The following is a 14,466-nucleotide window of genomic DNA, read 5'->3' on the forward strand; positions in this document are numbered from 1 at the left end:
GATGGCCATGCCGCTCCGCCAGACCATCAAAATCGGAACCTATCTCGTCGAACAGAAGATTCGCAGGCGCGAGAAGTTTCCGCTCATTGTCGAACTTGAACCCCTGTTCGCCTGCAATCTCAAATGTGAGGGCTGCGGCAAGATCCAGCACCCCGCCGGTGTGCTGAAGCAGCGCATGCCCGTTGCCCAGGCCGTCGGTGCCGTGCTGGAGTCCGGCGCCCCGATGGTGTCCATCGCCGGCGGCGAGCCGCTGATGCACCCTCAGATCGACGAGATCGTGCGGCAGCTGGTGGCCAGGAAGAAGTACGTCTTCCTGTGCACCAACGCCATGTTGCTCCGTAAGAAGATGGACAAGTTCACCCCCTCGCCCTACTTCGCCTTCACCGTCCACATCGACGGCATGCGCGAGCGGCACGACGAGTCGGTCGCCAAGGAAGGCGTCTTCGACGAGGCGGTCGAGGCCATCAAGGAAGCCAAGCGGCGCGGCTTCCGGGTGACCACCAACTCGACGTTCTTCAACACGGACACCCCGCAGAACATCATCGAGGTGCTCAACTACCTCAACGACGAGCTGCAGGTGGACGAGATGATGCTCTCGCCCGCCTACGCCTACGAGAAGGCCCCCGACCAGGAGCACTTCCTGGGTGTCGAGCAGACGCGGGAGCTGTTCAAGAAGGCGTTCGGCGGCGGCAACCGGCGCAAGTGGCGGCTCAACCACTCGCCGCTCTTCCTGGACTTCCTCGAAGGCAAGGCCGACTTCCCCTGCACGGCGTGGGCCATTCCCAACTACTCGCTCTTCGGCTGGCAGCGCCCCTGCTACCTGATGGCCGACGGTTACGTCCCGACGTACCAGAAGCTCATCGACGAGACCGACTGGAGCAAGTACGGCCGGGGCAAGGACGACCGGTGCGCCAACTGCATGGCCCACTGCGGCTACGAGCCGACCGCCGTCCTCGCCACCATGGGCTCGCTCAAGGAGACCATCCGCGCGGCGCGCGAGACGGTCGCCGGAACGCGCTGACGAAGCCGTGACCGCCGGTCCGGGCAGCGGCGACGTGGCACATGCCACGGCGCCGCCTGTCCGGACCGGCGGCGGGCGGTGGGGACCCGCCGTCACCGTGAGCTGATCAGAAACGGAGAGGGGGCCCGAGCGTGACGATCCTGGAGAACATCCGGGGGCCGCACGACCTCAAGGCGCTGGCGACAAGTGAACTCGGTGAACTCGCCGAGGACATCAGGCAATTCCTGGTCCGGGCAGTGGCCAGAACCGGCGGACATCTCGGGCCCAACCTCGGCGTGGTGGAACTGACCATCGCCCTGCACCGGGTCTTCGACTCGCCCGTCGACCGCGTCCTGTGGGACACCGGGCACCAGAGCTACGTCCACAAACTCCTCACCGGGCGGCAGGACTTCTCCAAGCTGCGGGCCAAGGGCGGCCTCTCCGGCTACCCTTCACGCGCCGAGTCCCCGCACGACGTCATCGAGAACTCCCACGCGTCGACCGTGCTCGGCTGGGCCGACGGCCTCGCCAAGGCCCGGGACGTACGCGGCACGGACCACCATGTCGTCGCCGTCACCGGCGACGGGGCGCTCACCGGCGGGATGGCCTGGGAGGCGCTGAACAACATCGCCGCCGCCCCGGACCGCCCCCTGATCATCGTCGTCAACGACAACGAACGCTCCTACGCGCCGACGATAGGCGGCCTCGCCGACCACCTGGCGACGCTGCGCACCACGGACGGCTACGAACGGGCGCTGGCCTGGGGCAAGGAGCGGCTGCAGAGCGCCCCGGTGGTGGGCAGACAGCTCTACGAGTCGCTGCACGGCGCCAAGAAGGGGTTCAAGGACACCTTCGCTCCGCAGGGCATGTTCGAGGACCTCGGCCTCAAGTACATCGGCCCGGTCGACGGACACGACGTCGAGGCCCTGGAGTCGGCGCTGGACCGGGCCAAACGGTTCCACGGGCCCGTCCTGGTGCACGTACTGACCGAGAAGGGCCGCGGCTACCCGCCGGCCCTTGAGGACGAGGCCGACCACTTCCACACCGTCGGTGTGATGGACCCACTGACCTGTGAACCGCTCGTGGCACCCGGCGCCCCTTCCTGGACGTCGGTGTTCGGCGACGAGATCGCCGCCATCGGCGCCGAGCGGCCCGACGTCGTCGCCGTCACGGCGGCCATGCTGCACCCCGTGGGGCTGACGAAGTTCGCCGAGCGCTTCCCCGAGCGGGTCTGGGACGTGGGCATCGCCGAACAGCACGCGACCGTCTCGGCGGCGGGGCTCGCCACCGGCGGACTGCATCCGGTCGTCGCCGTCTACGCCACCTTCCTCAACCGCGCCTTCGACCAGCTGCTGATGGATGTGGCGCTGCACAAGCTCGGTGTCACCTTCGTCCTGGACCGGGCCGGGGTCACCGGGGTCGACGGCCCCTCGCACAACGGCATGTGGGACATGTCGATCCTGCAGTGTGTCCCCGGGATCCGGATCGCGGCACCCCGGGACGCCGACCAGCTCAGGGCCCAACTGCGCGAAGCCGTCGAGGTGGACGACGCGCCGACGGTGCTGCGCTTCCCCAAGGAGTCGGTGGGCGAGCCCGTACCGGCCGTGGGACGGGTGGGCGGTCTTGACGTCCTGCACAGGCCCGACGAAGGGACCGCCGACGTCCTGCTCGTCGCCGTCGGGGTGCTGGCTGCCACCTGTCTGCAGGCGGCGGAGCTGCTCGCCGGAGCGGGCGTGCGCTGCACCGTCGTCGACCCGCGGTGGGTGCGGCCCGTTGACGAACACCTCGCACCGCTCGCTGCCCAGCACCGGCTCGTCGCCGTCGTCGAGGACAACAGCCGCAGCGGCGGGGTCGGTTGGGCGGTCGGACAGTCACTGCGGGACGCCGGGGTGGACGTACCGCTGCGGACGTTCGGCATCCCCGAGCAGTTCCTGGCACACGCCAAACGCGGTGAGGTACTGGCCGAGATCGGACTGACACCGGTGGAGATCGCAGGACGGATCAGTGCCGCCCTGGCACACAAGGAGAGCACGGAATGACCCAGCCCACGGAGGAGCCCAAGGGCTTCGACCTGACGCAGCTCCTCGCCGAGCGCGGCGCCGAGCGCTACGAACTGCACACCAAATACCTTAACCACCAACTCCCGCGCATGCTCCACACGATCGGCTTCGACCGGGTCTACGAGCGGGCCGAGGGCGCCTACTTCTGGGACGCCGAGGGCAACGACTACCTCGACATGCTGGCCGGCTTCGGTGTGATGGGCCTCGGCCGTCATCACCCCGTCGTCCGCAAGGCGCTGCACGACGTGCTCGACGCCTCGCTGGCCGACCTCACCCGCTTCGACTGCCAGCCGCTGCCGGGACTGCTCGCCGAGAAGCTGTTGGCCCACACCCCGCACCTGGACCGGGTGTTCTTCGGCAACAGCGGCACCGAAGCGGTCGAGACCGCGCTGAAGTTCGCCCGCTACGCCACCGGCAAGCCCAGGATCCTCTACGCCTCGCACGCCTTCCACGGACTGACCACGGGATCGCTCTCGGTCAACGGCGAGGCCAGCTTCAAGGACGGCTTCGCGCCGCTGCTGCCCGACACCGCGATCCCGCTCGGTGATCTGGACGCGCTGGAGCGGGAGTTGAAGCGCGGCGATGTGGCCGGCTTCGTCGTGGAGCCGATCCAGGGCAAGGGCGTGCACGAGACACCGCCCGGATTCCTGCTCGGCGCCCAGGAGTTGCTGCGCAAGCACAAGGCGCTGCTGATCGCCGACGAGGTGCAGAGCGGGCTCGGCAGGACCGGCGACTTCTACGCCTACCAGCACGAGGCCGGTGTGGAGCCGGACCTGGTCTGTGTGGCGAAGGCGCTCTCCGGCGGCTACGTACCCGTCGGCGCGACCCTCGGCAAGGACTGGATCTTCAAGAAGGTCTACTCGTCGATGGACCGGGTGCTCGTCCACTCGGCGAGCTTCGGTTCCAACGCGCAGGCCATGGCGGCGGGACTCGCCGTCCTGTCCGTGATGGAGGACGAGCAGATCGTCGCCAACGCCAGGACCACCGGCGATCTGCTCAGGACCCGGCTGGCCGAGCTGGTGCCGCGCTACGAGCTGCTGCACGACGTGCGCGGCCGGGGGCTGATGATCGGCATCGAGTTCGGCCGGCCGAACTCGATCAAGCTGCGGAGCCGCTGGACCATGCTCCAGGCGGCCCGCAAGGGGCTCTTCGCGCAGATGGTCGTCGTACCGCTGCTCCAGAAGCACCGCATCCTGACCCAGGTGTCCGGCGACTTCCTCGAAGTGATCAAGCTGATTCCGCCGCTGACCATCGGTGAGCGTGAGGTGGACCGGTTCGTGGACGCCTTCACCGCCGTCATGGACGACGCGCACGGCGGCGGCGGACTGATGTGGGACTTCGGCAAGACACTGGTGAAGCAGGCGGTCGCCAACCGGTAGCCGCGACATTTGCCTCCGAGGCAAGAAATTTGCCTCGGAGGAAAATTCCTGGCGCAATGGAGGCATGACCACACCTCCTGCCGGACGGGCGGCGGACCAGCTGCCCGACGAACTTCCGGGCGTCGCGCCCCGGCTGCGTGAACTGCGCCGCAGCCGGGGGCTCACCCTGGAGGCCGCCGCCCTGCGCGCGGGGCTCTCGGCCGCCCACCTGTCCCGACTGGAGACCGGCGGCCGGCAGCCGTCACTGCCCATGCTGCTGGCCCTGGCCAGGATCTACGGTACGACGGTCTCCGATCTGCTGGGCGAGATGCCGCCCGAGCGTGACCCGATCGTCCGCGCGGGACGCACCGAGGCCGTCGAGGCCGACGGCTGGACGTACCACCAGGCGGGCGGCTCCGGCCGGGCGATGCAGCCGCTGCGGGTCACCGTGCCGTACGGCGCCCAGGGCGACCTGATCAGGGTGCACCCGGGGGAGGAATGGATCTACGTTCTCGAAGGCCGGCTACGGCTGGGCCTCGGCGACGGTGTCCATGTGCTCGACCCGGGGGACAGCGCGCACTTCGACTCGCTCACCCCGCACCGCATCGCCGCCGCCGGTCCGCCGGGCACCGAGCTGCTGTTCGTCCACACCCTGCTGCAGAGCCCGACCGCCGAGCTGTGTCTCGGCGGCCCGGCCCATCGCCGCTGACCTGCCCGCCCCCGCACGGAAGAAGAGGTCGTCCCATGTCGGAGAATCCCGCAACCGAGCCCGCGCCCAAGCCCGCCCGCAAGGAGTGGACGCTGCCGAAGACCCTCGTCGTGCGGCTCTTCGCCTATCTGGTGGCCGGCCATCTCTTCGCCGGCTTCCTGTACCTGCTCTTCACGGTCGGGAAGTAGGCCGGCCACTGCCGCTGGTACGGCGGTCGCCTCAGGCGTCGCCGTCGGTCAGGAGATTCGCGCGCAGCCGCTCGCGGGTCTCGGGGGCCAGCGACAGGCCCTCGGCCAGATAGCTGTCCGTGGAGCCCCACGTGGTGTCGATGGTCTCGAAGGCGGCGGCCAGATACGCGGCGCGGGCCTCGAACAGCGGACTGAGCAGCTCCATCACCTCGGCGGAGCGCCCGGTGGGTGAGGTGTCGTCGCGGTGCACCAGATACCGCCTGCGCGGGTCGTTGGACTTGAGGTAGTCCTCCTCGATCGCGTCCCTGTCCACCCCGAGGGCCAGCAGGGTCACCGCCATCGTCACCCCGGCCCTGTCCTTGCCCGCGGCGCAGTGCAGCAGCGCGGGGAGGCCGTCGTCGGCGAGGGCGTGCAGGACACGGCTCAGCTCGGCCGCGCGCTCGACGGGCATCGACCGGTACGAGCCGGTCATCCGCTCGGCGGCCCTGTCCTCCGAGAGGATCGCCCGCAGCTGGTCGAGATCGCCCTGCCGGACCAGCCGCCAGAACTGCGCGCCGTCCGCCGGGTCGCTGAGCGGGATGTTCACGTTCCGCACGCCGGGCAGCTCGATGTCGGGGCCGTCCAGTTTGAGGTCGGCGGAGTTACGGAAGTCGAAGACCGTGTGCAGCCCGAGCGAGGCGAGGAACGCGGCGTCGGCGGCGGCGGCCGACGCGAGATGGCCGCTGCGGAACAGCTTGCCGTGCCGCACCCGCCGTCCGTCGGTCGTCGGCAGCCCGCCGACGTCACGGAAATTGCGTACTCCGGTCAGCTCGGGCTCTGTCGACGGGACGGGTGGCAGCTGCTGTGTCACGGAAGCTCCTCCAGATCTGGCGCCGACCCGGGGGGACGGCGATGTCGGCTTCCGACTTTATGGCATCGGTTCTGACGTGACCTGCCCGTATCGGGTGTCCGTATTGGGAACATTGACCCAACGTGCCCCGGGCGCGGGGGAAATGGGCGCCAGGCTGGTGAGCAGGATCATATCGGTGACGGTCCGTGGCGGAAGAGAGAAACGGAATTCCGTGGTCCGGGGGAATTCGAAGATCCGTAATCCACGCAGGGTGACCGGCGCTCCGACGTGTTGTCCGGGCGGCCGTGGGTGAATTCACCGAACGGCTTGTTACCGCCGTCCCCGCTCGCTTACCGTCACCGTCAATCCGAGCGGAACGCCGAATCCTGCCGCCGCCCGGAATTCCCATCCACCCACGTGTGGCAGGAGCGGGGGACCCAGGTAGTACGCCGATTCCGGATGTCCGGACGGCTTGGGGTGAAGTCGCGCGACAAGCGCGGCAGGGCAGCTCCGGCCCTAACCCGACAGCTCACCTCGCAGGCGCAGGAGAGGAAATTCGCCATGCCCGGAAAGGGTAAGCACCGCCGTCCCAAGTCCCGTTCACTCGCTCGTGGATTCGCCGCCGCGGGCGCCGGCGGCGCCGCGCTCGCGATGCCGTTCATCGGCGCCACCGGCGCCCACGCGGCCGAACACGCCGCACCCACCGCGGCGCCCGTGAAGGCGGCCCCGGCGAAGGCCGCGTCGGTCAGGACCGCCCCGGCGAAGGCGGCCACGACGTACTCCGTGGTCCCCGGGGACTATCTGTCCAAGATCGCGGCCAGGGAGCAGGTGAGCGGCGGCTGGCACAAGCTCTACGACGACAACCGCTCGGTCATCGGCTCCGACCCGTCCCTGATCAGGCCCGGTACGAAGCTGACCATCGGCGCGAAGGCACCGGCGGCGGCGGCCCCGAGCGCCGCGGCGAAGACCACCGCCGCCACCGCGACCCCGGCGGCCGCCACGAAGCAGACCGACGGCGGCTACACCCTGCCGGTCGACGGCGCCCCCATCGGCACGCCGTACCACCAGAACGGCGCCATGTGGTCCAGCGGCTACCACACCGGCACCGACTTCGTGGTGCCCACCGGCACCACGGTCAAGGCCGTCGCCGCCGGCACCGTCGTCACGGCGGGCTGGGGCGGCTCGTACGGCAACCAGGTCGTCATCCGGCACAGCGACGGCGACTACTCGCAGTACGGCCACATGTCGTCCCTCAACGTCTCCGCCGGGCAGACCGTCACCGAGGGACAGCAGATCGGTGTCTCCGGCGCGACCGGCAATGTGACAGGCCCGCACCTGCACTTCGAGATCCGCACCGGCCCCGACTACGGCTCGGACATCGACCCGCTGGCCTACCTGCGCGCGCACGGCGTCACGGTCTGAACCGTCCCGCCACGCCGGTCAACCGGAATGGCCGCCGTCCGCTTCGTCGCGGGCGGCGGCTATTCCGGCTTTTGCAGAACTTGACCGGTGGCATTTCTCACCACCCGTCAACCCCTCCTTACGGTCGCGTAGGTCACATCCGTAAGAGGAGCATATGGAGACGTGGCAAACGATTCGAGATCAAGAAGACATGACGTCATCGGGTCGTACACCGCGATCGGTGACAGTTTCACCGAAGGTGTAGGAGATCCGGGGCCGGACGGCCGGTACATAGGCTGGGCGGACCGGCTGGCGATCCTGCTCGCCGACCAATTGCCGGTGTGCCACGCACCCGTGGACACGGCGCACGGCGATTTCCGCTACGCCAATCTCGCCGTACGGGGCAGGCTCCTCGACCAGATCGTCGCCGAGCAGATTCCGCGCGCGAAGCAACTCGCCCCGGATCTCGTGACGTTCTGTGCCGGCGGCAACGACATCATCCGGCCGGGCACCGACCCCGACGATGTCGCCGAACGGCTCGAACGCGCCGTCGCCGACCTCGCGGGCGCGGTACCGACCGTCATGATCACCACCGGGTTCGACACCCGGGGCGTGCCCGTCCTGCGCCATCTGCGCGGCAAGATCGCCACCTACACCGCCCATGTACGGGCCATCGCCGACCGCTACGACTGCCCCGTCCTCGACCTCTGGTCCCTGAGGTCCGTGCAGGACCGGCGTGCCTGGGACGCCGACCGGCTGCATCTGTCCCCCGAGGGCCACACCCGGGTCGCGCTGCGCGCAGCCCAGGTGCTCGGCCTCGACGTACCGGCCGACCCGGACCAGCTCTGGCCACCGCAGGCACCGCGCGGCGCCTTCGAAGTGCGGCGCGACGACATCAACTGGGCCAGGGAACACCTGGTGCCCTGGATCGGCAGGCGGCTGCGCGGCGAGTCGTCAGGTGACCATGTCGCCGCGAAGCGGCCCGACCTGCTCCCGCTGGACCACTGAGAGCCCGCCCGGGGGAGACCCGGGCCTGCCGACCGCGGCGGGGATCCGCTCCAGCACACCGCCGGCGAACACGTCGTACAACGGCAGCGTCTCCAGATGCACATAGCCGATGTGGCAGTCGCACACCGCGAGCGGACAGGCGCGGGGGCGCAGCGCCGCGCGGTACGAACCGTCGTAGAGATTGCCCAGCTCGGCCGGGACGAAGTGGCAGCGCCGTACCGTACCGGCACCGTCCACCGAGATCACGGACTCGCCCGTGCGGCACGGCAGCCCCGCCGACCTGTGCGGATGGCGGCTGTACGGGAACAGCGGGTCGAGGTCCGTCCAGCGGGCGGCCTCCTCGTCGGTGTAGGTGTGCCCCTCGGCCGCGTTGATCCACAGATAGACCTGGCCGGGCAGCGCGGCGCGCAGTCTGCGGGCGTGCTCCAGATGCTCGGGAAGACCCACCACCCCCACACTGAACCGGACGCCCCGCGCCGTCAGCTCCTCGCACTTGGCGAGGAAGTGGTCGTACGGCGTCTGCCCCGGGTGGTACGTGCACCACAGGGCCAGCGTCTCCGGGTCGGCGTCGTCCAGCCAGTCGGCGCGTGCGCTGAGATTGGTCTGGATGGCGACCCGCCGTATGTGCGGCAGCCGGGACAGCTCGGCGAGCGACTTGCGGTACCAGGACCGGACCAGACCCTCGCCCCACGGCGTGAACAGCAGCGACAGCCGGTCCTCCGTCCGCCCGGCGGCCCAGCCGGCGAACCGCTCCAGCGCCGCGCGGTCGGCGCGCAGCTGCTCGCGGCTGTCGCGCCGCTTGGCGAAGGGGCAGTACGGACAGTCGTAGTCGCAGGAGGCCAGCGGGCCCCGGTAGAGGATCGTCAGGTCCACGGCGCCGCTCACTTCGTCTCGTAGGCGGCCATACGCGCGCGCACGGCGGGCGAGAACAGCAGCGGACCCAGCGCGTCGGAGTGCGCGAGACCTTCGGCCGAGAGCCGCAGCAGGCCGGCGCCGGCCTCCGCGTCGAGCCAGCCCCGCTCCACCGCGAACCGCAGCTCGGCCGGGAAGTCCTCGTCGGGTGCGCTGCCGAACCGCTCCCGGTACTCCGCCGTCGCCATGCCCTGCGCCTGGAGGACCGACTGGAGCAGATGGCGGCGCCGGGCCTCGTCCCCGTCCGGGGCGAGCGCGAAGCCGATCCGGGCGCGGGAGAAGTCCTCGGTCGCCGTGTAGTCGTCGATGATGTTCCTGATCTTCGGCATGTCGACGGCGTAGTCGAAGGAGTAGTGCAGCCGGGAGGTGTACGAGCGGGCGCCGCAGCCGAGGCCGATCATGCCGTCGCTCTGGCAGGCGTAGTCGTCCGCTGCCGGGACGGACGGGCCCGGCCTGCGGAACATCCGCATGGACACCTGCTCGTAGCCCTGTTCCAGCAGGTGGTCACGGCCCTGCCGGTAGAGCCGCAGCCGCTGCGCGTCCCAGGCCGCCTCGTCGTCCCAGGCCGCGGCGTCGTCCCGGGTCTGTGCGGCGCTCTCGCGGCGGGCCAGGCCGGTGCGGGGCCGCACATAGAGCGGATAGAGATACAGCTCCTCCGGGCGCCAGGCCAGCGCAGCGTCCAGCGAGCTGCGCCAGGTGGCCGCCGTCTGGCCCTCGATGCCGTAGATCAGGTCGATGTTGAGCACGGGCACGCCCGTGTCACGTATCCGGCCGAGGGCCGCCTCGACCTCGGCCCTGCGCTGCGGACGGACCGCCGCCCTGGCCTCCGCGTCGACGAAACTCTGCACGCCGATGCTGAGCCGCGTCGTGCCCCGGTCGGCGAGCACCGCCAGCCGGTCGGCGGTCGCGGTGGCCGGTGAGGTCTCCACGGACAGCGGGACGGAGCGCAGGTCGACGCCGGTGCGCTTCTCCGCGATGTCGCACAGCCGGTCCAGTTCGGCCGCGGTGAGGAAGGTGGGGGTGCCGCCGCCGAAAGCCGCCGCCGCGAACCGTACGGGCCTGGCGTCGCCCAGCGCTTCGCGCACGGCGGTGGCCTGCCGGTCGAGGGCGTCGAGATAGCGCGTCGTCAGCTCGTCGGGCGCGCCGACCCGGGTGAACAGGTTGCAGAAGCCGCACCGCACCTCGCAGAACGGGATGTGCAGATAGAGGGAGAGCGCCTCGGTCCGTTCCCCCGCCCACAGTTCACGCAGCGGCGGCAGGTCGGGCAGCTCGCGGTACGCCGTCTTGTGCGGATAGGCGTACACATAACTCTCGTACGGGCGTGGGGTCCTCATCGGGTGTCACCTGGGTTCAGGAAGAAGTGGGCGTACGGCACGGTCCAGACGACCTCGTGGCCCAGCCGGTGGCCGCTCCAGCCGTCGTCGCCGTAGGCGGTGCCGTGATCGGAACAGACGACGGCGAAGCAGCGGCGCCTGCTGCTCATGGCACCGAACAGCCGGCCGGCATGGCGGTCGACGTACTCCAGGGCGGCCGTGTGGGTGGCGAGCGAATCGCCCGCCGCGTGGTCGGCGCCGGGCAGATGGAACCAGTTGGGCTGGTGCAGCGCCGACACATTGACGAAGAGGAACAGCCGCTGCTCCTGCGGCAGTCCGGCGATGACCTCTTCCGCGCGGTCGACCTGCGCCTCGAAGGAGACCGGTGAGGTGACACCGAACTCCGGCTCCCAGTGGCTCTCCTGGAAGAACCCGGGCAGTACGGAGCCGAGGGGGCCCTTCCGGTTGAAGAAGCCGACCCCGCCGATGCACACCGTGCGGTACCCGACGGCGGCGAGACCTGAGACCAGGTCGGGGGTGTCATGGACGAAGGTCCGCTCGGCGGTCGACTCGCTGCCGTCGAACCGCGCTGCGAACAGCCGCGGATGCGGGCCCTGGGTGGCCGGGGTGGGCAGGAAGCCGGCGAACATCGCCTGGTGCGAGGCGTAGGTGAAACTGCCGGGCGCGTGCCTGCGCTCCCATCGGCCGCCGGGCAGCCGGGCGGTGAGATTCGGGGTGCGCCCTGCGGCGGCGCTTTCGGCGGCGACGTCGTAGCGCAGGGTGTCGAGCGTGACGAACAGCAGATCGTCCCGCCCGACGATCTCGTTCATGTCCGGTGTGTGACGGTCAGACGTACGCACGGGCGCTCCCGGGAAGTGCGGCGAGCTGCGCCGCGTAGGTGTCGAGCCCCTCGGCTCCGCCGCCGGGCAGCCCGGTGAGCCGGGGCAGCAGATCACCGAACGCGTTGACCTCGCCGACGGCGAACCGGCGCCAGCCGGTGACCGGCAGCAGATCGACGCCCACGCAGTGCGTACCGGGGAAGCAGGCCGCCGCCCGCTCGCAGAGAGCCAGCGCGCCTGCCCAGCCGTCGCCGCCGGCCGCTTCGGCGGCGGCCCGGGCGGCCGCGAGGTCACCGCGGGCGCCGCCGAGATGCAGATTGGTCATCGGGGATGCGCTGGTCCTGACGACGGCGTGGGTGGCGCGGCCGGCCACGACCACCACCCGCAGATCCGCCGACCTGCCGTCCTGCGCCGCCTTGGGCAGCCACCGTTCGATGTGCAGACCGTCGGGCGCGAGGGTGTCGACGACGGCGGCGACCTCGCGCTCGCTCGTGTACGTGCGCACCCGCAGCGAGTTGTAGAGCCGCCCCGCGCCGTCCACTTCGACGGAGGTGGTGGCGCGCACCCGCCCGGGGCCCGCCGTCTGGACGGCGAGCACCCCGGAAGCCGACGAGCCGTGGGCGAGTTTCACGAAGGCGCGCCGCAGCCCGGCACCGGCCAGCAGCTCCCGCACGTCGTCCCAGCAGGACACGGGCGCCGCGCTGGGACCTGACGTCGGTGAGGACGGCACGCTCACGCCCGCCCGGTCGAGGACGCCGTGGCACAGCCGCTTGTCGAAGAGGACGGCCAGCTCGGCCGGGTCGTCCAGCAGCCGTGCACCCGCCGCGTCCGCCAGCCGGCCGAGCCGGCGGACCGCCGCGGTGAACGTGTCGTACCAGCGGGCGGAACCCTCGACCCGGGTCGGCTCCACCGCGCCCCGCAGCAGCCGGTCCACCTCGGGGTCCTCGCCGGGCGACTCGATCCGTACCGTCTCGCCGGCCGTGAACGAGCCCCGGCCGCCCAGCACATCGCGCCAGGCCAGCACCCGGGCCGCGGGCAGCCCGGCCGACCGCACGGCGTCCTGGAACAGGCCGACGCGGCGGCTGCCCGGATTGCCCACGACGACCAGGCCGCCCTGCCCGGGACTCACCTGATCACTCACCGACCGCGACGTAGCGCCATTCGGTGCCGTCGTCCTCCGTGTCGGCCTCCGTGGTGTTGGAGACGTCCACCTCGACTCCGGCCTCCCCGAGGGTGCTGACGATGCGCTGCCGCATGGTCTCGCCCAGGTAGTTGTGGTTGAGGTCGAGCCGCTTGAGGTGGGTGAGCGGCTGACCGCCGAGCAGCGCCTCGGCGCCCTCGTCGCCGAGCGTGCCCATCGACAGGTCGAGCGTCTCCAGGTTGGCCACGACGGGCGCACCGGCGAGGGCGGTGGCGATCTCGTCCTGCAGCTGGCTGTTGCGCAGGCCGAGATGGCGCAGCGCGGGCAGCCGCGCCCCGGACAGGAACGGTGCCAGATCGGCGATTTCCGCGTTCGCGCCGTAGTCGTCGACGCCCAGCCACAGATCCAGCCGCTCCAGCGCGGGGAACTCACTCGCGCCGACGCCCCGCACCACTTCGACGTCCAGGCCGCCCGTCTCGATCGTCAGCGAGCGCAACTGCTCGTGCTTGACCGGCGGGAAGCGCAGGTCCTGGCCGCCGCGCACACCGAACTCACGCAGGGCAGGGAACGCGTCGAGCAGCGGGGTCACCAGGGTCTGGTTGATCCACGATATCTCGCACTCGTCGAAGGTGATGTCGCCGAGGAACAGGGCCCGCAGCTCGGGCAGTTGCCCGCGCGCCGCCACGACGGCCGCGATCACCTCGTCGGGGCCCGACTCGTACGCGTCGCTCCAGGAACCGATGACGAGCGCCTGGACCTCGGTGGTGTCGACGGTCTCGGTGAAGCGGGCGAACGCCGCTTCCCACGGTTCCTCCGCCTCGTACGAGTCGACGGAGACGCGCCAGGCCACGGTGCCGGGCTCGGGCAGCGGCTCCGTCACACCGCCCCCGGGAAAGTCGAACGCGGGCAGGCCGTAGAGCTCCTGCAGATGGTTCGAGATGGACATGACTGATGCTCCTGACACCGGGCGGCATTGACGGGCCAATGGCGAAGTTGTACCAAGTCCCACTGACAACGCCCCTCGGCGGGGGGCCGGTCGTGAGCGGCCGGGGCCGATTGTCAGACCCGGCCTCTAGCGTCGGAGACAGGTTCGGCGCACTCGGCGCCGGCCGGTCGAGGGGAGAACCATGTTCCGGCAGGGAGACGTGCTGATCATGCCCGTCGCCGAGAGTGCGGTGCCGCCGCATCTCGTGACGGCCGACGGCGGCCCGAGGGACGCCCGGGGGCGGCTGGTCCTGGCGCTCGGCGAGGTCACGGGCCATGCCCACGCGGTCACCGGACCCGGCAGGCTGATCCGGGTGCCGGGGGACGAGTCGGGGCCGATGTACCTCCATCTCCCGGACGGCGGACGGGTGGTGCACGAGGAGCACGCGGCGATACCGCTGCCCAAGGGCTGGTTCCGGGTGGTGCGCCAGCGGGAGTACCTGCCGGGGGCCGTGCGTGTCGTCGCCGACTGAGCCCGGTACGGGGCGCGGCGACGGGGGCGGAGGCAGGACGGACATGACAGCGGAGGGGCTTCGGACATGAGCGGCGTGTACATCGGCACGGGCACGGACATCGGTACGGACGACGACACGGGTGCGGGCATGGGCCTGGGTGTGGAGGAGCTGGACAAGTGGCGGGTCGTCGCCGCGGCGACGGGTCCGGCGGACCGGGCGGCGGCCGAGCGCGGGGTGCGGCTCGCCTACCGCAGCGCCGGGCTGGCCGA

Annotated in this window: 14 protein-coding genes, 1 pseudogene and 1 riboswitch; of the genes and pseudogenes, 9 read left to right on the plus strand and 6 right to left on the minus strand. The window is 70.7% G+C overall.

Annotated features, from left to right (window positions below; all coding sequences use genetic code 11):
* Window position 1 precedes the first annotated feature (1 nt).
* The 5 genes from hpnH (at window position 2) to HY68_RS44095 (ending at window position 5,315) form a co-directional block, all read left to right on the plus strand.
* Window positions 2-1,021, plus strand: coding sequence for an adenosyl-hopene transferase HpnH (gene hpnH / locus HY68_RS26290; RefSeq protein ID WP_041993158.1), 1,020 nt, complete (start codon window positions 2-4; stop codon window positions 1,019-1,021).
* Between the two features lie 131 nt (window positions 1,022-1,152).
* Complete coding sequence (dxs, locus tag HY68_RS26295; protein WP_041993161.1) at window positions 1,153-3,039, plus strand: 1-deoxy-D-xylulose-5-phosphate synthase; 1,887 nt, start codon at window positions 1,153-1,155, stop codon at window positions 3,037-3,039.
* Window positions 3,036-4,439, plus strand: a complete 1,404-nt coding sequence (locus HY68_RS26300) for an aspartate aminotransferase family protein (RefSeq protein ID WP_041993164.1) — start codon at window positions 3,036-3,038, stop codon at window positions 4,437-4,439. The genes dxs and HY68_RS26300 overlap by 4 nt, the downstream gene beginning before the upstream one ends.
* A 64-nt stretch (window positions 4,440-4,503) precedes the next feature.
* On the plus strand, window positions 4,504-5,127 hold the full coding sequence (locus tag HY68_RS26305) for an XRE family transcriptional regulator (protein ID WP_041993167.1): 624 nt from the start codon (window positions 4,504-4,506) through the stop codon (window positions 5,125-5,127).
* 35 nt (window positions 5,128-5,162) lie between these two features.
* Window positions 5,163-5,315, plus strand: a complete 153-nt coding sequence (locus HY68_RS44095) for a DUF6126 family protein (RefSeq protein ID WP_198533344.1) — start codon at window positions 5,163-5,165, stop codon at window positions 5,313-5,315.
* A gap of 31 nt (window positions 5,316-5,346) precedes the next feature.
* Here the strand turns inward: HY68_RS44095 and HY68_RS26310 are convergent, their stop codons facing one another.
* On the minus strand, window positions 5,347-6,165 hold the full coding sequence (locus HY68_RS26310) for a tyrosine-protein phosphatase (RefSeq protein WP_041993170.1): 819 nt from the start codon (window positions 6,163-6,165) through the stop codon (window positions 5,347-5,349).
* 346 nt (window positions 6,166-6,511) lie between these two features.
* A riboswitch (cyclic di-AMP (ydaO/yuaA leader) is annotated at window positions 6,512-6,702 on the plus strand.
* Window positions 6,703-6,705: 3 nt separating this feature from the next.
* Here HY68_RS26310 and HY68_RS26315 point away from each other — a divergent pair.
* Both HY68_RS26315 and HY68_RS26320 read left to right on the plus strand, forming a co-directional pair.
* Window positions 6,706-7,566 (plus strand): LysM peptidoglycan-binding domain-containing M23 family metallopeptidase, encoded by an 861-nt coding sequence (locus HY68_RS26315; RefSeq protein ID WP_041993173.1) that lies wholly within the window; start codon window positions 6,706-6,708, stop codon window positions 7,564-7,566.
* A 162-nt stretch (window positions 7,567-7,728) separates the two neighbouring features.
* Window positions 7,729-8,553: an SGNH/GDSL hydrolase family protein gene (locus HY68_RS26320; RefSeq protein ID WP_041993176.1), complete on the plus strand. Its 825-nt coding sequence runs from the start codon at window positions 7,729-7,731 to the stop codon at window positions 8,551-8,553.
* Here HY68_RS26320 and HY68_RS26325 read toward each other — a convergent pair.
* The 5 genes from HY68_RS26325 to HY68_RS26345 are packed head-to-tail and all read right to left on the minus strand — an operon-like array spanning window position 8,500 to window position 13,704.
* Window positions 8,500-9,426, minus strand: a complete 927-nt coding sequence (locus HY68_RS26325) for an STM4011 family radical SAM protein (protein ID WP_041997214.1) — start codon at window positions 9,424-9,426, stop codon at window positions 8,500-8,502. The genes HY68_RS26320 and HY68_RS26325 overlap by 54 nt on opposite strands.
* An 8-nt stretch (window positions 9,427-9,434) precedes the next feature.
* Window positions 9,435-10,799 (minus strand): STM4012 family radical SAM protein, encoded by a 1,365-nt coding sequence (locus HY68_RS26330; protein ID WP_041993179.1) that lies wholly within the window; start codon window positions 10,797-10,799, stop codon window positions 9,435-9,437.
* Window positions 10,796-11,608 carry an STM4013/SEN3800 family hydrolase gene (locus HY68_RS26335; RefSeq protein ID WP_041993181.1) on the minus strand — a complete coding sequence of 271 codons (813 nt, stop codon included), beginning with the start codon at window positions 11,606-11,608 and terminating at the stop codon, window positions 10,796-10,798. The genes HY68_RS26330 and HY68_RS26335 overlap by 4 nt, the downstream gene beginning before the upstream one ends.
* A 16-nt stretch (window positions 11,609-11,624) precedes the next feature.
* Window positions 11,625-12,758 carry an STM4014 family protein gene (locus HY68_RS26340; RefSeq protein WP_041993184.1) on the minus strand — a complete coding sequence of 378 codons (1,134 nt, stop codon included), beginning with the start codon at window positions 12,756-12,758 and terminating at the stop codon, window positions 11,625-11,627.
* Entirely contained in the window at window positions 12,751-13,704 is a 954-nt protein-coding gene (locus HY68_RS26345; protein ID WP_041993187.1) for an STM4015 family protein, read from the minus strand. Before HY68_RS26345 ends, HY68_RS26340 begins: the two co-directional genes overlap by 8 nt.
* Window positions 13,705-13,885: 181 nt before the next feature.
* Here HY68_RS26345 and HY68_RS26350 point away from each other — a divergent pair, with 181 nt between their 5' ends.
* Entirely contained in the window at window positions 13,886-14,215 is a 330-nt protein-coding gene (locus tag HY68_RS26350) for a hypothetical protein (protein ID WP_041993189.1), read from the plus strand.
* Between the two features lie 66 nt (window positions 14,216-14,281).
* Window positions 14,282-14,466, plus strand: a pseudogene (locus HY68_RS45475) (hypothetical protein); the annotation flags it as partial.

It is taken from the genome of Streptomyces sp. AcH 505 (genome assembly GCF_000818175.1).
GTDB lineage: Bacteria > Actinomycetota > Actinomycetes > Streptomycetales > Streptomycetaceae > Streptomyces.